The organism is Rhodanobacter soli (genome assembly GCF_039523495.1).
Classification (GTDB): Bacteria; Pseudomonadota; Gammaproteobacteria; order Xanthomonadales; family Rhodanobacteraceae; genus Rhodanobacter; species Rhodanobacter soli.
Genome location: NZ_BAAAFK010000001.1, coordinates 963,070 through 985,529, shown reverse-complemented (window position 1 = coordinate 985,529; position 22,460 = coordinate 963,070). Strand labels below are relative to the sequence as shown.

The window sequence follows — 22,460 nt, the reverse complement described above, 5'->3', positions numbered from 1 at the left end:
CATGCATCAAGTACCCATCCAGCAACACGAATCAGTGGAAGATCAAATGGACGCCAGAGAACAGTTCGAACGCGAATGCCGTGAAAACATTTCCGGTATGGGAAATGATCAACTGTTGAAAAATCTTGCATTTCAGTGGTTCCAGCATTCGCTCCAGTACAAGTATTCGTATAATTTTTCTTCGCTTGGTCGCCCCATCATCCAGTACCCGCAGGACATGGTGGCGATGCAGGAACTAGTCTGGCGGATCAAGCCTGACCTCATCATCGAAACGGGCATCGCCCACGGTGGTTCGCTGATCCTCAGTGCGTCCATGCTGGCTCTGCTCGACTATTGCGAGGCGGCCGAGCGCGGGGAAGTGCTCGACCCCAAAGCCACCCGGCGCCGCGTGCTCGGTATCGACATCGACATCCGCGCCCACAATCGTGCCGCCATCGAAGCGCATCCGATGTCGCACCGGATCGACATGATCCAGGGCTCCTCGATCGCGACCGATGTCATTGCGCAGGTGCATCAGGTCGCGCAGACGCATCAGCGGATCCTGGTGATCCTCGATTCCAACCATACGCACGATCATGTGTTGGCCGAGCTCGAAGCCTACGCACCGCTGACTTCTCCTGGCTGCTATTGCATCGTGTTCGATACCGTGATCGAGGATCTGCCCGACGCCATGTTCCCTGACCGCCCTTGGGGCAAAGGCAACAACCCCAAGACCGCGACATGGGAATATCTACGTCGCCTGAAGGAGGAAGCTCGTATGGCTGCCGACGGTGCCCCACTGGCTTTTGAAATCGACAGTGCACTGGAGAGCAAACTGCTCATCACGGTTGCCCCGGATGGTTACTTGAGGCGCGTCTAGCGCCTTGCCCATGCCGGTATTACGCACAAATATTCTGGCGAATTATGCTGGGCAGGTATGGATGGCGCTGATGGGCGTGGTGTTCATCCCCCTGTACATCAAGCTGCTCGGCATGGAGGCGTTTGGTCTGGTGGGCCTGATGTTGAGTATCCAGGCGCTGTCCATGCTGTTCGATCTGGGCATGGGCGGCGTACTGAACCGCGAACTGGCACGACGCGTGCACAATGCCAGCGCCGCACATACCCTCGGCGATCTGGTACGCACGTTCGAGTGGTTGGTCTGGCCCATCGCACTGATGATCGTCGCCGTAGTCTGGCTCGCCAGCGGTCCACTGGCGAATCACTGGCTGCACCCTGAACACCTCAGCCGTGCCGCCACAGCGCACGCGATCGCGATCATGGGGCTGGCGGTGGCGCTGCAGTGGCCGAGCAGCTTCTACGCCAATGGGCTGTCCGGACTCGAACGGCAGCCGGCACTGAACATGATCAATGCCGGGTTTGCTACGCTGCGCGGCGCGGGTGTGCTAGCGGTGCTGTACTGGGTTTCCCCCACCATCAGCGCCTTCATGTGGTGGTACGCCGCCATGGGCGCGTGTCAGTCGCTGGTATCGGCCGCCGCCCTGTGGCGCTTGTTGCCGACTGGCCCACAGCAACGATCGGCTTTTCGCGCCACGGAACTCCGTGCCGCTGGACGCTTCGCTGGCGGCCTGGTCGCCATCATGGCTCTGTCGATCATGCTCACCCAGCTCGATCGCATCGTAATATCGGCCATGCTTCCGCTGGCAGAACTTGGTTACTTCAGCTTGGCGATGAGCGTCGCCGCTGGTATGGGTCGCATGATCCAGCCTATGTTCAATGCACTGTACCCGCGCTACAGCCGACTGGTGTCACTTGACCAGCAGGATTCACTGACCCATCTCTACCATCTGAGCAATCAATGCCTCGCGGTGGTCGTGGCCGCCGTGGCGTCTGTGCTGATGATCTTCGGCCGCGACGTGCTCTACCTGTGGACCGGCGATGCCGCCACGGCAACGAGGCTGGCACTGCCGCTGTCGATCCTCGTGGCCGGCACAGCGTTCAATGGATTGATGAACCTTCCCTACGCGCTGCAGCTGGCTCACGGCTGGACCCGGCTTACCGCGGGTACAAATCTGGTAGCCCTCGCTCTCGGCATTCCCTTCTGCATCTGGGCAGTCGGACACCACGGCATCGTCGGCGCCGCCTGGCTGTGGTTCGCTATCAATCTCGCCTTCGTCGCAGTCGGCATTCCGCTTATGCATCGGCGTCTTTTGCACGGCGAAATGGTTCGCTGGTACGTTCAAGACATACTCCCCCCCGCAATCGCCGCTACCGTGGTAACACTGCTTGCAAGCCGGCTGTTTCCGGCATTGCCCCGCAGCCTTGAAGGGCTCTTTCAACTAGCCGTAGTGAGTGGCGCAACGCTGTTGTCGGCGGCCGTGGCAGCGCCACTGGTGCGAGATCTGGCACGACAACAACTGGCCGAATGGTTTGCCTCCCGGCGCTGACTCGGCTCGACCGACTTCCCTTCTGTGGCGGTAGGCACATGCCACTGCATTGATCTCTGTTCCGCAGAGATCTCGCGCACTGAACCTACTGACACTTGCCGCCGGCCACCACCCCATGCACGACTACGGCGGTGCTGAAGTTGATGTTGCCATTGCTGCCACGCGCACCTCCAAGCGTCGCGATAATCGGACTCGTTAGCTTGGCGCCCTAGTCACCAGCGCACTGACACATCAAAGCAATCCACGGAGCGATTCGGGCTAGACTGCGACTCGTATTCTGATTCAGTTTCCGGCCTTTCATCTATGCCTGCACAGAAAATTACCATCATCATTCCCACGCGCGAGCGTTGCGATGTGCTGGAATCGTCATTGCGAACAGTGACGTCGCAAGACTACGATAACCTCGAAATAATCGTCAGCGACAACTGCAGCACAGATGACACTGCGGGCGTCGTACGTCGAGCCAACGATCAGCGCATCCGCTATGTGAAAACGGGAAAGCGTCTGAATATGTCGCATAACTGGGAGTTCGCCCTTTCGCATGTTCGCGAGGGATGGGTGGGTTTCATCGGCGATGACGACGGGCTACTGCCGGACTCTATCAAGACCGTTTCCAACATCATCGAAACATCGGGTGTCGAAGCCATCCGTTCGACCTTCTGCACCTATCACTGGCCAGCCATCATGGGCAACGAAAACGGTCAGTTGATCGTACCGATGGGTTCCGGTACCGAAATGCGCGAGGCGTCGCTCTGGCTGGGGAAAGTCATGCGTGGCGTTGCTAAATATCCCCAGCTACCAGTCATTTATGATGGCGGTTTCATCAATATTGCGACCTTAAACAAGGTGAAGAGCAAGACGGGAGCATTCTTTGCGTCCTGTAATCCCGACCTCTATTCGGCGGTTGCCGTCGCCAGCGTGATTGATCGGTATGTTTTCATGCATGCCCCCATGGCAGTCAGTGGCGTCTCCAGGCACAGTACCGGGAACTCGTCTTTTTCCATCAAAAAAAACAAGAACACAACGCCCGTTTCGACTTTTTATTCGGAAAGCAACATACCGTTTCATGAGGCGATGCCGTTGCACGAAGACGGTAGTCTGCCCATTTCTTTTCAAGCGATGGTCTACGAAGCTTATCTGCAGTCTGCCCCTCTTCGCGACACATCAAAGGAATTTGGACACCGACAACAGCTCGAGGTCATCCTTGCCACTGCCGGGGCTCACCGCGGATCCATCGAAAAGTGGGGCCGTCTGTTTGCCATGCAGCACGGCATCGACTTCGCATCAGCCAGACGATCGGCTGCCATCAAACGCGCCTACCTGCAACCCCTCTCGACATCGCACAAGATCATCAACGCCATGCATACGGTGTTCGCAGAGAACTTGCCGATCCGGAACATCCATGAGGCTTGCATTGCCGCTGGCACCATCCGCGGCCGCCCGGGCAAGAAAGGTACAGTGCGTTTTCTGGGCCGCGAGTTGAGTAACCGTTTCAAACGGCAAGCTGAGTAGCGGCATTTATAGCAGTATCCACTGTGACTGTGCCTACATCTACCGCACCTGATTGGGCGTAACTCGAGGCGACGCGAGCACGCGCCTTACAGAGTTCACAACGCGACGCATTGGCCGATCAATCTGCTATTAGCGGCTGCACTAACGGATCCGAGGTATGCCATAGCGACGCAGCAATCCGAGCTTTCTATGCGCCCACGCAAAATTGCGTAGAAAGCCACGCAGTGATGCGACACGTTGCCGCTGCTCCTGACGGCGCATGGCCCACAGCTTTGAAAAACCACGTACCAATTGCATACCGGCCTTGCCGTAGACTTCCCGCCAAATGCGCGCATCCCGACGCACCGCCGTCAAGATGATGCCTTCGGCGACCAACAGCACTAAATGCAGCGCCAACAACGGAATAATCAGCATTGTTGGCGTGCAGACCAGCATAACCTCTGTCTTGTTGCGTTCACTCAGATAGCGTCGTCGAAAGGTGGTCTGCAACCCCTGTGCAGTCGCACGGTTGCCGCCAAAGCTGACCCCCTGACGATGGCGATATCCGCTGGCCTTGGTGACTTGCACTGGCCTACCACGCAATCGGGCCACGCAGCACAGATACATATCTTCGCCGATTGACTCAAGCCACTCTGGGAAGCCGCCGAGCTCATTCCATACATCGCGAGCCACCCACAGGCATGCCCCGATCACCATCGCCACATCACGACGCTCGGGATCGAGATTCGGCACCGGGTTGTAGAACGGGTCGAGCAGACAACCTCGATCAACCAGTGCACCCGTTTCCCAGTCGTACTGGGGCAGACTAAGGATTCCCGGTAGAAGTAACGATTGCGCAGCATCCAATAAGGTGACCAGTGCATCCGGATACAGCACCGCATCGTTGTTCAACAGCAGTACGAACTCACCGCGTGCGTACGCCACCATGCGGTTATTGCTGACACAGAAGCCAACGTTCTCTCTGCTCGCAAGCAACTCGATCTGCGGATACTGTTCACGTAACAGCGCTATCGAGTCATCGGTGGATGCATCGTCGTGAACGATGATCTCGATGCTGATATCGCCATGCTGGGCAAGAACGGACATCAGGCAGTCATCCAGCAACGCTGCGCCATTGTAGTTGGCGATGCAGACAGAGCACACCGGATGTTCCGGTCGATTCAGTGCGCTGTACTGTTCAACCAGGCCCATGTCCGCTCCAATCCTTCATGCAATGGCGTGGCAGGCGAACACCCGTACTCACGATTGGCCAGAGTGGGGTCCATCACCACGCGTGTAGCATCCACTGCACGACCCATTTCATAGCTGCGTCGCAAGGGTCGACCGGTCACGGCCTCCATGGCGGCGAACAGTTCATTGAGACTGACCCCTGTGCCGCTGCAGGCGTTAACGATACGCGCGCCTACGGACATTTGCCGAGCCAGAATCGTGGTGATCAGTTCCACCAAGTCATCAATATACAGATAGTCACGAACAGCGGAACCATCGCCCCATATATGCAGGACTTCATCCCGCTTAATCTTGCCAAGGGCCGTAGGTACGATGCCGAACCCCGCGCGCTCGAGCTGACCTGGGCCATAGACGTTTGATGGACGCAGAATTGTCGCCCTGCCCGAATACTGATTGCACCAGGCCGAAATGAAGTATTCCGCGGCTATCTTGCCCGCGCCGTGATACGACCGTGGCTGCGCGCGCGTCGCCTCATCCGCCGCGATGTCGCCCGTCGACGCGTATAGCGAACCGCCCGAAGACAGATAAAGCAGATCCACACCGGAATGATCCTGAAGGACCTGCAGCAAGCCAGCCATTGGCTGCAGGTTGTCGACCAACTCATGCAGCGGGCGAGCGGCGGATATCCCAGGAGTGGACGTAGACGCGAGGTAGACCGCTGCACGACTGCGAGCGATCAAAGGGGCGAAATCCTTCGGCTCACGCAGCTCGGCAATCACCGTCTCGACGTTCGGCAGGCCAAAATCGATCTCGCTCCGACTGGCTGCGATCACCAACTCGCCCTGTCGTGCCAACGCCCGTACCAAGTGTTGCCCGATGAACCCACCTGCACCGATGACAAGAATCCGATCGCTCATTTACGTGCTTCCAAGTAGCCGGCGATAGATCTGCGCGTAGCGGTCGGCACAGTCGTCCCAAGTGCCGATTTCGCGGGTCACCCAGCGCCTCGCGGCATCTCCCAAGCGGCGATTAGTCACCGCGTCCTCCAATTCGCACAACGCAGTGCCGTAGTGGTCGATGGAGTCGCATAGCCTTCCGGTTTCTCCATCAAATACGACACCGGCGTGCGCCGGCATGCTTGAGGCGACGATGGGCAACCCCGCAGCCATGGCCTCCAGCATGACTTGCGGCCGGCCTTCGGCGTGACGACTGAGGGTTATCAAGCCACACGCTTTCGGGAACCACTCGTTTGCAAGCTGCTCGGGCGTAGCTGCTCCATGGTAATGAACCCATTCCGGGACTTCGATACCTTCCTGCATCGGCCCAAACAGATGCAATTCGCGTGAACCTTGGTGAAAAAAATCTTCCGACCAGTCGAATAAAGGCCCTAGTTTGTTCGCGGTAAGTCGGGTGACAGCAAGCCAGCGATGAGGCTGCACTTCGTCAAACTCGCGCTTGATCGCGTACCAACGCGGGTCGATGCCGAATGAAACGGGGCGTACCTCCGCAACGTCTCCGAATGCCGCTTGCAGGGAATCGTGCATCCAATCAGCGTTGGGGCAAATGGCCACCTTGCGTTGCCTCATGACGCGACGCAGCAGATACCGCATGAACGGCAACTTCAGAAGTTTCAGATCATTGCCTAGTACCGTGATGAGTGCAGGCTTGCGATTGTTCGGAAGAGGCAAAGCGCACTGCAACCAGTTGATATGGTAAATGTCCACCTCAGGGTGATCGCGATAGCTCGCGGCAATCATGTGCAAAAGACGGACCGGTGCAAACCACGAACCCCATCCCCCACTGCGCATCATGTGCGATATGCCACCGGCGGCCATCAGCTGCGCCAGCCATCGCGCGTCAGCGGGCGAAACAACGGCCGTTGCCTGCTCGGGTAGGTCTCCTGGCGGGGCCCATACACTGAGTTTGATGGAGGATACGCGCGCAAGCGCAGCCACCAGATGCCTCATGAATATTCCACGCCAATCGGAAATGTCACGCGGGTATGAGGTGCTTATCAGGAGTACGCGCATCACTTGATGCAAAACCTCATTGGCGTTGTCAAACGCAACAGAATCGCAACTGGGGAAACACGCTATAAAACCTTCCGACCCCGAAACTCGTTCGAGCGGCTCCCTTGCATCTACTTGTCGCGACGATAGGTCAATCCTGTGATCTGCTCGGAGATCAACCCGATCAGAAAAACGATCACTGCAGCGCTCCACAACAGCGTACTCATGTTGGTGAGCCGGTGGTACGCCATCAAGGTGTAGGCATAGTTGGCGCAGCCGAGCAGGAAAAACACCGCGCTGGCCGGCACAAACAGCTTCAATGGCGAATACAGCGTGGCGATCTTGAAGATGATCAGCAGAAACCGCACCCCGTCGCGCAGGGGCTTGATATGGCTCTTGCCGACCCGCTGGGCAGCCTTGATCGGGATATAGGCGACCGGGTAGGCGCTGCGGAAGAACGCCATGGTGCTGGTGGTGGGGTAGCTGAAGCCGTTCGGCAGCAGGTGCAGGAATTCGCGGAACTTGTCCGCGCGCACGGCGCGGAAGCCGGAGGTGAGGTCGGCGATCTGGTGGCCGGTCATGCGGCTGGCCAGCCAGTTGTACACGGTGTTGGCCAGGCCGCGGCCCACGCCGGCCTGGCTGCCCCAGTCGCGCGCACCGACCACCATGTCGTAGCCACGGTTCAATTGGTCGAGCAGGCGCTTGATGTCCGCCGGATCGTGCTGGCCGTCACCGTCCATGAACACCAGGACGTCGCCGGTGGCGGCGCGGGCGCCGCGCTTGATCGCCGCGCCGTTGCCCATCGAGTATGGCGAGGACAGGCATTCGACGCCGCTGCTCTTGCAGACGCTGCGGGTGTCGTCGATGGAGCCGTCGTCGACGACGATGATCTCGGCCTCGGGATGGGCGGCGCGCAGGCGCGGCAGCAGTGCGGTCAGCGCCGGCGCCTCGTTCTTGGCGGGCAGGATGATGCTCAGGCGATTCAACAGAGGGCTCCCCCGGGTGGAGAGGGGATCATAGCGTGAAGGCCGGGCGCGGGTTGTGGACGGGGTTGGGGCTTTGGGGTTCGCTCTGCCCCGCAGCCGGGGACATCGGGGCACTTCGGGTAGCTCTCGATTTTTTGCAGGAGCGCACCCTGTCCACAAGGGTGCGCTCCTGCAACCAGCACCGAGTTCAGTCGATCGGCTCATACCGGCAGCATCATGCAGCCGGTGGGCATGGCGGTGGCTCACCCCGCGAAGTGCATGCGCCGCCCAGGAATCGGGCCCGATGACTGCCCCATCGGCAACACGATTCCGGCGAGAGCGGCGGGCAGTGCCTGCCCAACCGCGCATTGCTCCCTCCCCGTTCGTACAGGGGGAAAGTGCAAAACCAGGCCGGCACGCAGGAACCAAACCGGGCAGCCCTCTGCGCTGGGGAAGAGAGCCGGACAGCCTTGCATGCGGCAGAAGGAGCCTGGCCCGCGGGAGCAGGCTTGTGCACTGCATCACCGTGCTGGATCGGGGTTGCAGAGAGTGGGTGACCTGCGGGCCGGACTGCGGTAGATTCAACCACATACAGGGGCAAGGTCGAGTCATTTATGTCATCTCAATTGCAACCGTCGCTCACGGGTTTGTCCGGCATGGCGCGTCGGCTGGTGTCCGAAGGGGTGATGCCGGAGGATGCGGTACGCAAGGCGATGGCCGACAGCGGCCAGCAGAAGGCCACGCTGGGGGCCTGGCTGCTGGATCACAACCTGGTCGACGGCGCCGAATTGACGCGGATCGCCTCGGCCGAGTTCGGCATGCCGATGATGGACGTGGCCGTGCTGAATCCGGCAACGATGCCGCTGGACCTGATCAGCGAGGCACTGATCACCAAGCACCAGGCGTTGCCGCTGTTCCGCCGCGGCAAGCGGCTGTACGTGGGCATCGCCGATCCGATGCAGTCGCATGCGCTGGACGAGATCAAGTTCCACTCCAACTGCATGGTGGAACCGATCCTGGTGGAACGTGGCTCGTTACAGCGGGTGATCGAGAGCCTGCTGAACAACATGCGCAACACCATGCCCGACATGGGCGGTGGCGAGTTGGACGAGCTGGATCTCGAAGTCGGCGACGACGAAGCCGAATCGACTGGCATCGACGCCAACGCCACCGACGATGCGCCGGTGGTGAAGTTCGTCAACAAGATCCTGGTCGACGCGATCCGCCGCGGCGCCTCGGACATCCATTTCGAGCCGTTCGAGACCCAGTATCGGGTACGCCTGCGCATGGACGGCATGCTGAAGGCGGTAGCCAGCCCACCGATGAAGATGGCCAATCGCATTTCCTCGCGTATCAAGGTGATGGCGCAACTGGACATCGCCGAAAAGCGCGTGCCACAGGATGGCCGCATCAAGCTCAACCTGTCCAAGACTCGCGCGATCGACTTTCGCGTAAGCACCCTGCCGACCCTGTTCGGCGAGAAGATCGTGCTGCGTATCCTGGACGGCTCGTCGGCCAGGATCGGCATCGAGAAACTCGGCTACGAGCCGGAGCAGCAGAAGCTCTACGTCGACGCGATCCACAAGCCGTACGGCATGGTGCTGGTCACCGGCCCCACCGGCTCGGGCAAGACGGTGTCGCTGTACACCGGCCTGAACATGCTCAACACCGCCGAGCGCAATATCTCGACGGTGGAAGACCCGGTGGAAATCCGCGTCGAAGGCATCAACCAGGTGCAGCAGAACGTGAAGCGCGGCATGACCTTCGCCAGCGCGCTGCGTTCGTTCCTGCGCCAGGATCCGGACGTGATCATGGTCGGCGAGATCCGCGACCTGGAAACCGCCGAGATCGCGATCAAGGCGGCGCAGACCGGCCACATGGTGCTGTCCACGCTGCACACCAACGACGCCGCGCAGACCATTTCGCGCCTGATGAACATGGGCATCGCGCCGTACAACATCACCTCGTCGGTGACCCTGATCATCGCCCAGCGCCTGGCGCGACGCCTGCACGAGTGCAAGAAGCCGATCGAGCTGCCGCCCAAGGTGCTGCTGGCAGCCGGCTTCACCCAGGCCGACATCGACGCCGGCCTGACCATCTATGAAGCGGTCGGTTGCGACGGCTGCAACGAAGGCTACAAGGGCCGCTTGGGCATCTACCAGGTGATGCCGATGCTGGAAGATATCCAGAAGATCATCCTGCAAGGCGGCAATGCGCTGCAGATCGCCGAGGTGGCCAAGGCGGCCGGCATCAACGACCTGCGCGCGTCGGCCCTGCTCAAGGTGAAGCAGGGGCTGACCAGCTTGACCGAGATCGATCGCGTCACCAAGGAATAAGCGACGGATCTGGGACCTCCGTTGCATCGAACTTGCGTCCGGCGCCACGGTTTGGCGCCGTAAAAATGGCATAAGCTGTATCAATATCCTGTCAGCCGCCCGCAAAGGACGGCTCCGGGACTGGACCACTGGGGGAAGATGCGCATGGCCACGGCTACCGCAACGAATATCAACAAGGCACGCGCGCTCGGCGCGCAACGCGCCGAAGTCAGCAAGCTGACCACCTACGAGTGGGTCGCGCTGGACAAGCGCGGCAAGCGCATGAAAGGCGACATGCCGGCGAAGAACGCCTCGCTGGTCAAGGCCGAATTGCGCCGCCAGGGCATGAACCCGCAGACCGTGCGCGAGCGTGCCAAGCCGTTGTTCGGTGCCAGCGGCAGTACGGTCAAGCCGGGCGACGTCGCCGTGTTCAGCCGCCAGATCGCCACCATGATGGCGTCCGGCGTGCCGATGGTGCAGTCCTTCGACATCATCGCCGACGGCCAGAAGAACGTCCGCTTCAAGAACATCCTGCTCGACGTGAAGCAGAACATCGAAGGCGGCGCGGCGCTGCACGAGGCGCTGGCACGCTACCCGGTGCAGTTCGACGAGCTGTACTGCAACCTGGTACATGCCGGCGAGACATCCGGCGTGCTGGACACCGTGCTGGATACCGTGGCGACCTACAAGGAGCGCACGGAAGCGATCAAGAAGAAGATCAAGAAGGCGCTGTTCTACCCGATGATGGTGCTGGCCGTGGTATTCATGGTCTGCCTGATCATGCTGCTGTTCGTGGTACCGGTGTTCGCCAAGACCTTCCAGGACGCCGGCGCGCAGCTGCCGGCCCCGACCCAGTTGCTGGTCAGTGCCTCGGAGTTCATGCAGAGCTACTGGTGGGTGGTGATCGGCGTGATCGTGGGCAGCATCGCCGCGCTGATCATCGCCAAGAAGCGCTCGGTGAAGTTCGCCCACTTCCTCGACCGCATGGCGCTGAAGATGCCGGTGATGGGCAATATCGTGCGTAACTCCGCGATAGCCCGCTTCGCCCGCACCCTGGGCGTGACGTTCCGCGCGGGCGTGCCGCTGGTCGAGGCGCTGGACGCGGTGGCCGGCGCCACCGGCAGCGTGGTCTACGGCGACGCCGTGAAGCAGATGCGCGACGACATCTCGGTCGGCCATCAGCTGCAGCTGGCAATGAAACAGACCGGCTTGTTCCCGAACATGGTGGTGCAGATGACCGCGATCGGCGAAGAGTCCGGTGCGCTGGACAACATGCTGTTCAAGGTCGCCGAGTTCTACGAGGAAGAAGTCAGCAATGCGGTCGACACCCTGTCCACCCTGCTCGAACCGATCATCATGGTCGTGCTGGGCACCCTGGTCGGCGGCATGGTGGTCGCCCTGTACCTGCCGATCTTCAAGCTCGCCGGCACGTTCTAGATTTCCCGAGACACCTCACGAGAACGGCGGGCATTGCCCGCCGTTCTCGTTGCAGGAGCGCACCCTGTGCGCGATGCTTTTCGCGGCAATCAAACATCAGAGCATCGCGCACAGGGTGCGCTCCTACACGAAGCGCCGTACCCTACCGGCTCCCCCTTTGCCGAGGGGCCCAAAACACAAGGCTGACGCATGCCCGAACTTCCCTTTGCCCTGTGGATCGCCCTGGCCGGCGTGCTCGGCCTGCTGGTGGGCAGCTTTCTCAATGTGGTGATCCTGCGATTGCCCGCGCGCATGGCGGCGGCATGGCGGCAGGAGGCGCGCGACGTGCTGGAACTCCAGGCCGACACCACGCCGCTGCCGCCGGGCATCGTGCGCGAACCGTCGCATTGCCCGCACTGCAAACACCCGTTGTCGGCGCTGGACAACATCCCGCTGTTCAGCTGGCTGCTGCTGCGCGGGCGCTGTCGCTACTGCCAGGCGAAGATCTCGATCCAGTACCCGCTGGTGGAACTGCTCAGCGGCGTGCTGAGCGCGGTGATCATGTGGAAGTTCGGGCCGTCGTGGGCCGCGCTGGCCGGGCTGACGCTGACCTGGACCCTGATCGCGCTGTCCGGCATCGACTTCCGCACCCAGCTGTTGCCCGACCAGCTCACCCTGCCGCTGCTGTGGCTGGGCCTGCTGCTGGCGCTGCTGCCGATGTTCGTCACCGCGCCGGCGTCGATCCTGGCCGCGGCGATCGGTTACCTGAGTCTGTGGAGCGTGTACTGGGCGTTCAAGCTGCTCACCGGCAAGGAGGGCATGGGCCACGGCGATTTCAAGCTACTCGCCGCGCTGGGCGCGTGGATGGGACCGGTGGCGCTGCTGCCGATCATCCTGCTGTCGTCGCTGATCGGCGCGCTGGTCGGCGGCACCCTGATCGCGCTGCGCAAGCATGAGCGCGAGATCCCGATGCCATTCGGCCCGTTCATCGCCGCCGCCGGCTGGGTCTGGTTCGTCGCCGGATCCGACCTGCTGCAGGGCTACATGCAACTGACCGGCCTGCGATGAGCCAGCGCCAACACGCCATGGTGGTCGCCCTGACCGGTGGCGTCGCCGCCGGCAAGACGGCAGTAACGCGGCGCTTCGAGGCGCTGGGCGTGCATGTGCACGATGCCGATGTGGCCGCCCGCGAAGTGATCGAACCGGGCACGTCCGGGCTGGCCGAGGTGGTCGCTGCATTCGGCGCGGCGGTGCTGGATGATTCGGGCCGGCTGGATCGCGCGGCCATGCGCCAGCGCGTGTTCGCCGACCCCGCTGCGCGCAGGACGCTGGAAGCGATCATCCACCCGCGCGTGCGCCAGTGGCTGCACGAGCGCGCGCGGGCCGAACGCGGGCCGTATTGCCTGCTGGCGATTCCGCTGCTGGCCGAGAATATCGAACACTACCGTTGGGTCGACCGCGTGCTGCTGATCGACGCCCCCGAGCCGGTGCAGATCGAGCGCCTGGTCGCCCGCGATGGCATCGACGAAACCCTCGCCCGCCGCATGCTGGCCCACCAGGCCAACCGCGCCGAACGCCTGGCGCTGGCCGACGACGTGATCGAGAACAGCGGCGACGAAGCCGCCCTCGACGCCGCCGTCGCCGAACTGCACCGACGCTATCTGACCCTGACGCCCAACCGGTAGGAGCCCGCTCGCGGGCGATGCACTTGCAAATCCCGGATCTCAACAGACGAACGTCTGGTGATCCCGGCAAACAGCAGCCCGCGAGCGGGCTCCTACCGGTCAGGCGTCGCAGGGGGGCCGCGCGCCTCGATCAGGGCTTGCAGGACCGGGCAGTCCGCCGGGGTGAGGATCGCGATGTCCACCAGGGTGGGAAACTGCCATTGCAGCGCCTGCCCTTCCAGCGGGCACGGCTCGCCGATCCACGCATCGACCCGCCAGGCATCGAGTAACAGTCCGCGCCCTCCGTAATTCCATGGCAGCGCGATCAGCGGTTCGGCGTGTTGCAGCGTGACGCCCAACTCCTCGCGCAGTTCGCGCGCCAGCGCCGCCGCCGGCGTCTCGCCGGGCTCGCGCTTGCCGCCGGGGAACTCCCACAACCCGGCCAGATGCTTGCCGGGCGGACGCTGCGCCAACAGCACGCGACCGTCGGCGTCCAGCAGCAACCCTGCCATCACGTGCATGACTGCACACGACACGGATGCGGGCATCAGCTGCTGCGCAAGTATTCGACCATGTCGAAGTCGTAGGCGTGCTGGGCGTCGGCCTTGTGGTGCACGCGGGAGACTTCGGTCCAGTCGCTGAAATGGATGCCGGGGAAGAACGCGTCGGCGCCGTCGATCGCGGCGCTGACCCAGGTGAGGTACATGCGACTGGCGCGCGGCAGCGCCTCGGCGAACACCATGCCGCCGCCGATCACCATCAGGCCGGTGTTGCCGCAACGCGCCTGCGCCTCCTCGATCGAGCGCACGGTGATCTGGCCCGGGTACGGCGCCTCGTGACGCCGCGTCAACACCAGGTTGACCCGGTCCGGCAGCGCGCGGCCGATCGATATGGCGGTGTGGTAGCCCATCAGCACGTTCTTGCCGGTGGTCAGCTGCTTGAACCAGCGCAGGTCGTCGGGCAGGTGCCAGGGCAACTGACCCTTGCGGCCGATCGCGAAGTTTTCGTCGAGTGCGGCAATCAGCGAAATAGCCATGGCGAGTCCTTGAAAGGATGGGTCAACGGGATGGCCTGCGCCCGCGGATGACGCCGCCGATAGCGCCAGATCTTAACAGGCTGCGGCGACCTCGCACCGGTTCCGCATGCTCCTGCGCGACCGTTATACCGCGACGGTGGCCTTGATCGCCGGATGCGACCGGTAGCCCTCGATCGCGATGTCCTCGTAGCGAAAATCGAAGATCGAGCGCACCGCAGGATTGAGCTTCAACTGCGGCAGCGGCAGGGTCTCGCGGGCCAACTGCAGCCGCGCCTGCTCCAGGTGATTGTTGTACAGGTGGGCGTCGCCCAGCGTGTGCACGAAGTCGCCCACGCCCAGCCCGCAGACCTGCGCCACCATGTGGGTGAGCAGCGCGTAGCTGGCGATGTTGAACGGCACACCGAGGAAGATGTCGCCGGAACGTTGGTACAACTGGCAACTGAGTTTTCCGTCCGCCACGTAGAACTGGAACATCGTGTGGCACGGCAGCAGCGCCATCTTCGGCAGCTCGCCCACGTTCCAGGCACTGACGATCAGCCGCCGCGAGTCCGGGTTGCGCCGGATCTCGTCGACCACCCAGGCGATCTGGTCGACGACGCCGCCGTCGGCGGTGGGCCAGGCGCGCCATTGCTGGCCGTAGACCGGACCCAGGTCGCCGTTCGCATCGGCCCATTCGTCCCAGATGCGCACGCCGTGTTCTTTCAGGTAGGCGATGTTGGTGTCGCCGCGCAGGAACCAGATCAATTCGTGCACGATCGACTTCAGGTGCAGCTTCTTGGTGGTGACCAGCGGGAAGCCTTCGTTGAGATCGAAGCGCATCTGCCAGCCGAACACGCTGCGCGTGCCGGTACCGGTGCGGTCGGTCTTTTCGGTGCCGTGGTCGAGGACGTGGCGGAGCAGGTCGAGGTAAGCGTGCATCGTCGAATTCTAGCCCGTGGGCCATGACAACGGTCACTCCCGCAACGCATCTCCCCGGCCTAGACTCGGGCCTTTCCACCAGGAGATGGACCATGGCGCAGTGGTTTTTCAGTTACGGCAAGAACACCGACCGGATCGGCCCGCTCGACGACGCCGAGGCGCGGGCACAGGCGCAGCGCCAGCCGGACGGCTATTGCTGGTGCGAGGGATTCACCGAGTGGAAACCGATCCGCAGTGTGGCCGAGTTCGGCGGCACGCCGCTGGCCCCGCCGCCGATGCCGGCGTCGATGGGCGGCAGCCGCACCGACGAGATCGACTACCGCATCGTCGGCACCGACATGCAGTTCGTCGAGATCGAGCTGGACCCCGGCGAAAGCGCGATCGCCGAGGCGGGCGCGCTGATGTACAAGGAATCCGCGGTGCAGATGGATACGGTGTTCGGCGACGGCTCCAGCGGCGGCCAGAGCGCCGGCGGCCTGATGGACAAGCTGATGTCCGCCGGCAAGCGCGTGATCACCGGCGAGAGCCTGTTCACCACGGTGTTCACGCACACGGGCCAGGGCAAGGCGAAGGTGGCGTTCGCCGCGCCCTACCCCGGCACGGTGATGGCGATGAAGCTGTCCGACCACGGCGGCCGGCTGATCTGCCAGAAGGATGCGTTCCTGGCCGGCGCGCGCGGCGTGCAGCTGGGCATCTTCTTCCAGCGCAAGATCCTCACCGGCCTGTTCGGCGGCGAGGGTTTCATCATGCAGAAGCTCGAAGGCGACGGCTGGGTGTTCGTGCACGCCGGCGGCACCGTGGTGCAGCGTGAGCTGAAGGCCGGCGAGCGGCTCGACGTGGACACCGGCTGCGTGGTCGCGTTTCACGACACGGTGAGCATGGACGTCAAGCCCGTCGGCGGCATCAAGAGCATGCTGTTCGGCGGCGAAGGCGTGTTCCTCGCCACGCTGACCGGGCCGGGCACGGTGTGGCTGCAGTCGCTGCCGTTCTCGCGCATGGCCGGGCGCATGCTGGCGGCGGCACCACAAGGTGGCGGGCAGCGTCGTGGCGAGGGCTCGATCCTCGGTGGGCTGGGCGACATCCTCGGCGGCGACCGCAATTTCTGAACAGCCGACGCGGTAGGAGCCCGCTTGCGGGCGATGCTTTTGACGTCTCGCGAGAAGATCATCGCCCGCAAGCGGGCTCCTACGAAGGACTCAGCCGGGCGCGGCCAGCGGCAAAGTGGGCGCGCGCCGCGACATCGCCAACAGCACCAGCCCGATCGCGATCAGTGGCAACGACTGCATCTGTCCCATCGTCACCCACTGCGTGCCGAACAGGTAACCGAGCTGCGGATCGGGCACGCGCACGAACTCCACCGCGAAACGGAAGCAGCCGTACAGCAACGCGAACAGGCCGGATACCAGGTAGCGCGGGCGCGGCTTCAGCGAGACCAGCCACAGCACCACGAACATCACCACGCCTTCCAGCAGCATCTCGTACAGCTGCGAGGGATGTCGCGGCAGCCGGTCTGGCGCCTGCGGGAAGATCATCGCCCACGACACGTCGCTGGGCTTGCCCCACAGCTCGCCATTGATGAAGTTGCCGAGCCGGCCCAGCCCCAGCCCGAGCGGCACCAGCGGCGCCACGAAGTCGATGGTGTCGAAGAAGTGCAGCTTCTGCTTGCGCGACCACCACCAGCCCGCGGCCAGCACGCCGAGCAGGCCGCCGTGGAAGCTCATGCCGCCGTCCCACACCTTGAACAGAGTCTGCGGCGCGGTCCAGATCCAGTCGATATCGGCGTAGAACAGCATGTACCAGATGCGTCCGCCGGCAATCACCCCGAGCATGCCGTAGAACAGCAGGTCGCCCAGCGCATCGCGGCTGACCGGCAGGCGCCCGCGCCGACGACGGTATTCGCCCAGCACCGCCACGAAGAAAAATCCGAGCAGGTACATCAGGCCGTACCAGTGCACCTGGACCGGGCCGAGGTGGAAGGCGACGGGATCGAAATCGACGAGGTAAGGCTGGGACATGGCGACCAGGCTGGGGGACAAAAACCAAGTGTAGCGGGACGCCGGAGCGGGCGGCGGTTCCGGCCTCTTCCGCCCGGGCTTTCGCAAGAACTAGAATCACCCCGATGCCGTCCGCACGGGGAGTTTGGGCGATGGCCGCACTGCCACTTTAGTCAGGGATGTCCGCATCCAGCCGAACCGTCTTGCTCCAGGCGGTCGGATTTATCGCACGGAGCTTCAGGGGAGAAAACCGATGTCTTGCCGTCTTGCGCGGACCGTGCTGTCCGCCGCCTGCCTGCTGTTGCCCGCCGCCGCCTTGGCCGCCGATCTGGTGCCGGTGGCGGATTTCGCGCGTCACGCACAGCTCACCATGCCGCGGCTTTCGCCGGACGGCAGACACCTCGCCGTCAACATGAATGACTCCAGCGGCGACTCGCATGCGCTGGCCGTCTACGACGTGGCCGACATGAGCAAGCCGGTCAGCCTGCTACGTCTGCCCAAATACGAGTTGGCCGTGGGCATCACCTGGGTCAGCAACACTCGTCTGGTGGTGGAAAAAGGCAAGCAGCTGGGCTCGATCGACAAACCCGCCGCAACCGGTGAAGTGATCGCCACCGATTTCGACGGCAAGAATCAGGACTATCTCTTCGGTTTCGAAAGCAAGTTCGGCAAGCGCGCAGGCACACGCGGCACCGACCGCGGCTGGGGCTTCCTGGCCGGGCTGCCGACACCGACCGACGGCCGCTTCTACATGACCACCTACAGCTGGGAAAGCCAGGACTACAGCACCTTGTACGATGTCGACGCCGTCAAGAACACACGCCGTCTGATCGGCCAGATCAAGGTGGGCGGACTGAACTTCATGGTCGGCGCGGACGGCAAGGCCCACTACGCCTACGGCCGCAACGACAACTGGGACTACGTGGTCTACCACCAGCAAGCCGGCAGCTGGGCGCAGATGGCTACTGCCCAGATCGGCGGCAGTTTCAATCCCATCTTCTTCACACCGGATCGGCAGCGCGTCTACGCCAGCTACAACGCAGGTGGCGGCCCGACCGCCCTGGTCGAACAGGACGAGAACGGTGGCAACCGCAAGGTGCTCGCCAGCGACGGCTTCAGCAGCATCGGCGACATCGAATGGACAGCATTGCCGTATCAGCCATTTGCCACGGTGCTGGCTACGGGCGTACCGCAGACAAGCTATATCGACGCCACCACGCCAACGGCAAAACTGCACCGCGCACTGAGCCAGAAGTTTGCCGGCCGTGTCCAGTTCGTCGACTTCAGTGAAGATGGCAGCAAGCTGATGTTCTGGGTCAGCAGCGACCGCGACCCGGGCACCTACTACCTGATCGACACGCACAACTACAAGGTGAGCAAGCTGTTCGCCGTGGCGCCCTGGATCGATCCGGCGAAGATGGCCGAGCGGCGCCCCATGCGCTTCAGGACCAGCGACGGCATGGAACTGGAAGCGATCCTCACGATTCCCAAGGGCGTTGCCGAGAGCAACCTGCCCATGGTGCTGCTGCCGCACGGCGGTCCGATCGGCGTGCAGGACACCTGGTACTACGACGACGATGCGCAGTTCCTCGCCAGCCGCGGCTATCTCGTGCTGCAAGTGAACTATCGCGGCTCCGGTGGCCGTGGCGAGGATTTCAAGGAAGCCGGCTACCTGAAGTGGGGCACCCGCATCCAGCAGGACCTGATCGACGGCGTGAAGTGGGCGATTGCGGAAAACTATGCCGACCCGAAACGGGTCTGCGTCTACGGCGGCAGCTTCGGCGGCTACTCGGCGATGATGACCACGATTCGCGCGCCGGGCATGTTCAAGTGCGCGGTCGGTTACGCCGGCATCTACGACCTGAAGATGATGTACAAGAAGGGCGACATCCGCGAGAACAAATCCGGCCGCAACTACCTGAATACGGTCATCGGCAAGAACGATGCCGACCTGGACGCGAACTCGCCCACCCGGCTGGCCGACAAGATCGACGTGCCGGTGCTGCTGATCCATGGCGAAGACGACAAACGCGCACCGTTCGCGCAGGCCAAGGCGATGCGGGCCGCACTCGACGCCGCGCACAAGCCATACGAATGGCTGAGCAAGCCCGGCGAGGGCCACGGCTTTTACGACGAGAAGAACAACATCGAGTTCTATACCCGGCTGCAGGCATTCCTGGAAAAGAACATCGGTCCCGGCGCATCCGCTCCCTGATCATTCAAGGCAGGCTGGATGGGGAAGGCGCTTCGGCGCCTTCCTTGTTTTCGGGCACGTGCCGGTCCTGCTCGGGATACCCGGCAACAGGTTACTTGCGAAACGCCCTTGCTCAGAGCAGCACCGGCCGGTCCGCCAGCTCGTCGGGATTGGCCTTGCCGCCACCGGGAAAATGCCGCGCCAGCAACGCGTTCGCGGCGGCGATGCCGGCGAGGCTGCCCTCGCGCCACGCTCCGCGTGCATAGCACTCGCGCATGCGCGCGCAGATCGCATCCCATTCGTCCGTCGTCACCTTCGCCGCGATGCCGCGATCGGCGACGATCTCGATGCGGTGTTCGGCCATCAGCACGTAGAACAGCACGCCGCTGTTGCGTTCGGTGTCCCACACCCGCAATTGGGCAAATACCTGATGCGCGCGGGTCGTGGCGTCGAAGCCATCCAGCACGGTCAGCAGCGGCAGTCGTGACTCGACCGCGAAGCGAATCTCGCCCAGGTGATGGCGTTCGCCCGCGGCGATCGTCGCGGCCATCTCGTCCAGCAGCGTGGCCGGAAAGCGCCGCGACAGCTGGAACCAGCCGCCGAAAAGGTTTGCCCACAGTCGCTGCATGCGCGCCATCACCAGCTCCCCGAGGAACCGCCGCCGCCGAAGCTGCCGCCGCCACCGCTGAAGCCGCCGCCGCCAAAACTTCCGCCGCCGCTGCCGCCACCCCAACCGCCGCCACCGAAGCCGCCCCAGCCACCGCCGCCGATCGAGCGGCCGGCGCCGCCGGGCATCAGCATCAACACGCCGCCGATCAACGCACCGAGGATGCCGGCGCCCATCGAGATCAGCAGCCACAACAACCCGCCGACCGCCACGGCACCCAGCGGCGCGCGCAGCCATGCCCTGGCCCGGCCGAAGATGCCGCGCAGGAACAGCGCCACGAACACGGCGATCATCAGGCCCTGCTCCAGCCCGAGGCCGGAACGCTCGTCGCCGGGCGAGCCCCGCACCGGCTGCGGCAACGGCTCGCCGTTGATCAGCTGGGTCAGCGCACCGACCGCGTCGCTGATGCCGCCGAAGTAATCGTTGCTGCGGAATTTCGGCGCAATGTACTCGCGGGTGATGCGTGCGGTGGCGGCGTCGGGGATGGCACCTTCCAGGCCGTAACCCACCTCGATGCGCACGCGCCGATCGTCCTTCGCGATCAGCAGCAGCAGGCCGTCGTCGACGCCCTTGCGGCCCACCTTGTTCGCCTCGGCCACCGCCAGCGAATAGCTCTCGATGTCCTGCTCGCCGGTGCTGCCGACCATCAGCACCACCAGTTGCGCGCCCTTGGCCCGTTCCAGCGCCGTCAGCTGCGCGTCCAGCTGGTCGATCTGCTGCGTGGTCAGCGTGCCGGTGAGGTCGGTGACGTGACGCGCCAGTTTCGGCACGGCAGCGGCCGCGTGCAGCAGCACCGGCAGCAGCAGCGCCAGCAGCAGCCAGCGGCGCGGGAAGCGCCGGGGCATCATCAATGCGTCGCGGCAGGTGCCGGCGCGGCGGTGCCGAAGTCCACCTTCGGCGCGGTGGAGATCGCCTTCTCGTTGTCCACGGTGAAGTTCGGCTTCACCTTGTAGCCGAAGATCTTCGCGGTCATGTTGTTCGGGAAGGTGCGGATCATCCCGTTGTATTCCTGCACCGCTTGCACGTAGCGGTTGCGCGCCACGGTGACCCGGTTCTCGGTGCCTTCCAGCTGCGCCTGCAGGTTCTGGAACAGGCCATCGGCCTTGAGCTGCGGATAGTTCTCGCTGACCACCATCAGCCGCGACAGCGCGTTGCCCAGCTCACCTTGCGCGGCCTGGAACTGCTGCAGCTTCTGCGGATCGTTCAGCGAATCGGCGTTGATTTGCAGGCTGCCGACCTTGGCGCGGGCTTCGGTCACCTCGACGAAGACCTTCTCTTCGTGCTGGGCGTAGCCCTTGACCGTGTTGACCAGGTTCGGCACCAGGTCGGCGCGACGCTGGTACTGGTTCAGCACTTCGGACCAGGCCGCCTTGACCGCCTCGTCCTGCTTCTGGATGGCGTTGTAGCCGCAGCCGCTCAGGCCGAAGGCGAGCAGCAACAGCACGAGATTGCGCAGAAGTTTCATGGGGTCGCTCCGATCCGGTGGATAGCCATTCCATCATCCCACGCCACCTGCCGCAATCGTGTCAGCACGGGGTGAACGCGCGCCCTAGCCCAGCAGGCGCGGCCCGAGGATCAACGCCCAGCTCAGCACCACCAGCACCAGCAGCACGAATACCGCGGCCGAGCCCATGTCCTTGGCGCGCCCGGCCAGTTCGTTGAATTCCGGGCTGACCTTGTCGACCACCGCCTCGATCGCCGAATTCAGCAGCTCGGCCGACAGCACCAGCATCGGCGCCAGGGTCAGCAGAAATTTCTCCACCCCGCCGTGGCCCAGCCACAATCCGAGCGGGATCAGCACCACCGCCAGGCAGGCTTCCAGCCGGAACGAGGCCTCGTGCCGCCAGCCGGCCCGAAGCCCCTTCATCGACCACACGAATGCATTCCAGACCTGTTTCGGACCGCGGAAACCTTCGGCTGCCATTCCGACGCGCCCGCTCAGCCGGCCGCCGGCGACGGCGCCCCGGAAATCAACGGGGCACGGGCCGCCCGCAGGCAACCCGGGAGCGAAAACTCGATACGGGACATGGCTGGTGAAACTCCCCAAGGGCGGGCCGACGCAGGCCGCCGATGATGCCACAAGCGCCGCCCCCGCAGGCGGCCCAGCCGGGCCAAGTAGCACTGGCGCAATTTTTTGCCGTGCCGCAATGCAGCTACATCCCGCTGACGAATAGGTTACGCTTCGTCGGTTGTGGCCCATCCAGAGGCCGCATGGC

General features: G+C 63.3%; 21 protein-coding genes. 9 read left to right on the top strand and 12 right to left on the bottom strand.

Features of this window, described 5'->3' with window-relative positions; translation table 11 throughout:
- Positions 1 to 46: 46 nt before the first annotated feature.
- The 3 genes from ABD024_RS04305 (at position 47) to ABD024_RS04295 (ending at position 3,896) form a co-directional block, all read left to right on the top strand.
- Positions 47 to 859 (top strand): cephalosporin hydroxylase family protein, encoded by an 813-nt coding sequence (locus tag ABD024_RS04305; RefSeq protein ID WP_343850054.1) that lies wholly within the window; start codon positions 47 to 49, stop codon positions 857 to 859.
- Positions 860 to 869: 10 nt separating this feature from the next.
- Positions 870 to 2,384: a lipopolysaccharide biosynthesis protein gene (locus ABD024_RS04300; protein WP_343850052.1), complete on the top strand. Its 1,515-nt coding sequence runs from the start codon at positions 870 to 872 to the stop codon at positions 2,382 to 2,384.
- A 303-nt stretch (positions 2,385 to 2,687) separates the two neighbouring features.
- On the top strand, positions 2,688 to 3,896 hold the full coding sequence (locus tag ABD024_RS04295) for a glycosyltransferase family 2 protein (RefSeq protein WP_343850049.1): 1,209 nt from the start codon (positions 2,688 to 2,690) through the stop codon (positions 3,894 to 3,896).
- Positions 3,897 to 4,037: 141 nt separating this feature from the next.
- Here the strand turns inward: ABD024_RS04295 and ABD024_RS04290 are convergent, their stop codons facing one another.
- The 4 genes from ABD024_RS04290 to ABD024_RS04275 all read right to left on the bottom strand — a co-directional run bounded on the left by ABD024_RS04290 (position 4,038) and on the right by ABD024_RS04275 (position 8,061).
- Positions 4,038 to 5,087 carry a glycosyltransferase family 2 protein gene (locus ABD024_RS04290; RefSeq protein WP_343850047.1) on the bottom strand — a complete coding sequence of 350 codons (1,050 nt, stop codon included), beginning with the start codon at positions 5,085 to 5,087 and terminating at the stop codon, positions 4,038 to 4,040.
- Complete coding sequence (locus ABD024_RS04285) at positions 5,057 to 5,983, bottom strand: NAD-dependent epimerase/dehydratase family protein (RefSeq protein ID WP_343850045.1); 927 nt, start codon at positions 5,981 to 5,983, stop codon at positions 5,057 to 5,059. Before ABD024_RS04285 ends, ABD024_RS04290 begins: the two co-directional genes overlap by 31 nt.
- On the bottom strand, positions 5,984 to 7,033 hold the full coding sequence (locus ABD024_RS04280; protein ID WP_343850043.1) for a glycosyltransferase family 4 protein: 1,050 nt from the start codon (positions 7,031 to 7,033) through the stop codon (positions 5,984 to 5,986).
- 173 nt (positions 7,034 to 7,206) lie between these two features.
- Complete coding sequence (locus ABD024_RS04275) at positions 7,207 to 8,061, bottom strand: glycosyltransferase family 2 protein (RefSeq protein ID WP_343850041.1); 855 nt, start codon at positions 8,059 to 8,061, stop codon at positions 7,207 to 7,209.
- A 593-nt stretch (positions 8,062 to 8,654) separates the two neighbouring features.
- Here ABD024_RS04275 and pilB point away from each other — a divergent pair.
- The 4 genes from pilB to coaE all read left to right on the top strand — a co-directional run bounded on the left by pilB (position 8,655) and on the right by coaE (position 13,456).
- Positions 8,655 to 10,376 carry a type IV-A pilus assembly ATPase PilB gene (gene pilB / locus ABD024_RS04270; protein WP_343850039.1) on the top strand — a complete coding sequence of 574 codons (1,722 nt, stop codon included), beginning with the start codon at positions 8,655 to 8,657 and terminating at the stop codon, positions 10,374 to 10,376.
- 144 nt (positions 10,377 to 10,520) lie between these two features.
- Positions 10,521 to 11,792, top strand: a complete 1,272-nt coding sequence (locus ABD024_RS04265) for a type II secretion system F family protein (RefSeq protein WP_343850037.1) — start codon at positions 10,521 to 10,523, stop codon at positions 11,790 to 11,792.
- A 189-nt stretch (positions 11,793 to 11,981) separates the two neighbouring features.
- Positions 11,982 to 12,839, top strand: coding sequence for a prepilin peptidase (locus ABD024_RS04260; RefSeq protein ID WP_343850035.1), 858 nt, complete (start codon positions 11,982 to 11,984; stop codon positions 12,837 to 12,839).
- Complete coding sequence (gene coaE, locus ABD024_RS04255; protein ID WP_343850033.1) at positions 12,836 to 13,456, top strand: dephospho-CoA kinase; 621 nt, start codon at positions 12,836 to 12,838, stop codon at positions 13,454 to 13,456. Before ABD024_RS04260 ends, coaE begins: the two co-directional genes overlap by 4 nt.
- A gap of 92 nt (positions 13,457 to 13,548) precedes the next feature.
- Here the strand turns inward: coaE and ABD024_RS04250 are convergent, their stop codons facing one another.
- The 3 genes from ABD024_RS04250 to ABD024_RS04240 form a co-directional block, all read right to left on the bottom strand.
- Positions 13,549 to 13,956, bottom strand: a complete 408-nt coding sequence (locus ABD024_RS04250) for an NUDIX domain-containing protein (RefSeq protein ID WP_343850031.1) — start codon at positions 13,954 to 13,956, stop codon at positions 13,549 to 13,551.
- 26 nt (positions 13,957 to 13,982) lie between these two features.
- On the bottom strand, positions 13,983 to 14,471 hold the full coding sequence (locus tag ABD024_RS04245; protein ID WP_343850029.1) for a dihydrofolate reductase: 489 nt from the start codon (positions 14,469 to 14,471) through the stop codon (positions 13,983 to 13,985).
- A gap of 123 nt (positions 14,472 to 14,594) precedes the next feature.
- Positions 14,595 to 15,389 carry a thymidylate synthase gene (locus ABD024_RS04240; RefSeq protein ID WP_343850027.1) on the bottom strand — a complete coding sequence of 265 codons (795 nt, stop codon included), beginning with the start codon at positions 15,387 to 15,389 and terminating at the stop codon, positions 14,595 to 14,597.
- A gap of 92 nt (positions 15,390 to 15,481) precedes the next feature.
- Here ABD024_RS04240 and ABD024_RS04235 point away from each other — a divergent pair, with 92 nt between their 5' ends.
- Entirely contained in the window at positions 15,482 to 16,495 is a 1,014-nt protein-coding gene (locus ABD024_RS04235) for a TIGR00266 family protein (protein ID WP_343850025.1), read from the top strand.
- A gap of 90 nt (positions 16,496 to 16,585) precedes the next feature.
- Here ABD024_RS04235 and lgt read toward each other — a convergent pair whose 3' ends face one another.
- Entirely contained in the window at positions 16,586 to 17,404 is an 819-nt protein-coding gene (gene lgt / locus ABD024_RS04230) for a prolipoprotein diacylglyceryl transferase (RefSeq protein WP_343850023.1), read from the bottom strand.
- A 232-nt stretch (positions 17,405 to 17,636) separates the two neighbouring features.
- Between lgt and ABD024_RS04225 the strand changes: the two genes are divergently transcribed.
- Positions 17,637 to 19,598 (top strand): alpha/beta hydrolase family protein, encoded by a 1,962-nt coding sequence (locus ABD024_RS04225; RefSeq protein WP_343850021.1) that lies wholly within the window; start codon positions 17,637 to 17,639, stop codon positions 19,596 to 19,598.
- Between the two features lie 112 nt (positions 19,599 to 19,710).
- Here the strand turns inward: ABD024_RS04225 and ABD024_RS04220 are convergent, their stop codons facing one another.
- The 4 genes from ABD024_RS04220 to ABD024_RS04205 form a co-directional block, all read right to left on the bottom strand.
- Positions 19,711 to 20,214 (bottom strand): TPM domain-containing protein, encoded by a 504-nt coding sequence (locus tag ABD024_RS04220; RefSeq protein ID WP_343850019.1) that lies wholly within the window; start codon positions 20,212 to 20,214, stop codon positions 19,711 to 19,713.
- The gene (locus ABD024_RS04215; RefSeq protein WP_343850017.1) at positions 20,214 to 21,092 is read right to left on the bottom strand and encodes a TPM domain-containing protein; all 879 of its coding nucleotides are present in this window, start codon (positions 21,090 to 21,092) and stop codon (positions 20,214 to 20,216) included. The genes ABD024_RS04220 and ABD024_RS04215 overlap by 1 nt, the downstream gene beginning before the upstream one ends.
- Positions 21,092 to 21,709: a LemA family protein gene (locus ABD024_RS04210; protein WP_343850014.1), complete on the bottom strand. Its 618-nt coding sequence runs from the start codon at positions 21,707 to 21,709 to the stop codon at positions 21,092 to 21,094. Before ABD024_RS04210 ends, ABD024_RS04215 begins: the two co-directional genes overlap by 1 nt.
- A gap of 84 nt (positions 21,710 to 21,793) precedes the next feature.
- Positions 21,794 to 22,168: a diacylglycerol kinase gene (locus tag ABD024_RS04205; protein WP_343850012.1), complete on the bottom strand. Its 375-nt coding sequence runs from the start codon at positions 22,166 to 22,168 to the stop codon at positions 21,794 to 21,796.
- Positions 22,169 to 22,460: the final 292 nt, after the last annotated feature.

Excerpts from the sequence above, each read along its gene's own strand:
- ABD024_RS04290 (WP_343850047.1), bottom strand. The coding sequence starts at position 5,087 with ATGGGCCTGGTTGAACAGTACAGCGCACTGAATCGACCGGAACATCCG.
- ABD024_RS04295 (WP_343850049.1), top strand. The coding sequence starts at position 2,688 with ATGCCTGCACAGAAAATTACCATCATCATTCCCACGCGCGAGCGTTGC.
- ABD024_RS04205 (WP_343850012.1), bottom strand. The coding sequence starts at position 22,168 with ATGGCAGCCGAAGGTTTCCGCGGTCCGAAACAGGTCTGGAATGCATTC.
- ABD024_RS04250 (WP_343850031.1), bottom strand. The coding sequence starts at position 13,956 with ATGCACGTGATGGCAGGGTTGCTGCTGGACGCCGACGGTCGCGTGCTG.
- pilB (WP_343850039.1), top strand. The coding sequence starts at position 8,655 with ATGTCATCTCAATTGCAACCGTCGCTCACGGGTTTGTCCGGCATGGCG.
- lgt (WP_343850023.1), bottom strand. The coding sequence starts at position 17,404 with ATGTCCCAGCCTTACCTCGTCGATTTCGATCCCGTCGCCTTCCACCTC.
- coaE (WP_343850033.1), top strand. The coding sequence starts at position 12,836 with ATGAGCCAGCGCCAACACGCCATGGTGGTCGCCCTGACCGGTGGCGTC.
- ABD024_RS04210 (WP_343850014.1), bottom strand. The coding sequence starts at position 21,709 with ATGAAACTTCTGCGCAATCTCGTGCTGTTGCTGCTCGCCTTCGGCCTG.
- ABD024_RS04240 (WP_343850027.1), bottom strand. The coding sequence starts at position 15,389 with ATGCACGCTTACCTCGACCTGCTCCGCCACGTCCTCGACCACGGCACC.
- ABD024_RS04260 (WP_343850035.1), top strand. The coding sequence starts at position 11,982 with ATGCCCGAACTTCCCTTTGCCCTGTGGATCGCCCTGGCCGGCGTGCTC.
- ABD024_RS04280 (WP_343850043.1), bottom strand. The coding sequence starts at position 7,033 with ATGAGGCATCTGGTGGCTGCGCTTGCGCGCGTATCCTCCATCAAACTC.
- ABD024_RS04305 (WP_343850054.1), top strand. The coding sequence starts at position 47 with ATGGACGCCAGAGAACAGTTCGAACGCGAATGCCGTGAAAACATTTCC.
- ABD024_RS04225 (WP_343850021.1), top strand. The coding sequence starts at position 17,637 with ATGTCTTGCCGTCTTGCGCGGACCGTGCTGTCCGCCGCCTGCCTGCTG.
- ABD024_RS04265 (WP_343850037.1), top strand. The coding sequence starts at position 10,521 with ATGGCCACGGCTACCGCAACGAATATCAACAAGGCACGCGCGCTCGGC.
- ABD024_RS04235 (WP_343850025.1), top strand. The coding sequence starts at position 15,482 with ATGGCGCAGTGGTTTTTCAGTTACGGCAAGAACACCGACCGGATCGGC.
- ABD024_RS04220 (WP_343850019.1), bottom strand. The coding sequence starts at position 20,214 with ATGGCGCGCATGCAGCGACTGTGGGCAAACCTTTTCGGCGGCTGGTTC.
- ABD024_RS04245 (WP_343850029.1), bottom strand. The coding sequence starts at position 14,471 with ATGGCTATTTCGCTGATTGCCGCACTCGACGAAAACTTCGCGATCGGC.
- ABD024_RS04285 (WP_343850045.1), bottom strand. The coding sequence starts at position 5,983 with ATGAGCGATCGGATTCTTGTCATCGGTGCAGGTGGGTTCATCGGGCAA.
- ABD024_RS04300 (WP_343850052.1), top strand. The coding sequence starts at position 870 with ATGCCGGTATTACGCACAAATATTCTGGCGAATTATGCTGGGCAGGTA.
- ABD024_RS04215 (WP_343850017.1), bottom strand. The coding sequence starts at position 21,092 with ATGATGCCCCGGCGCTTCCCGCGCCGCTGGCTGCTGCTGGCGCTGCTG.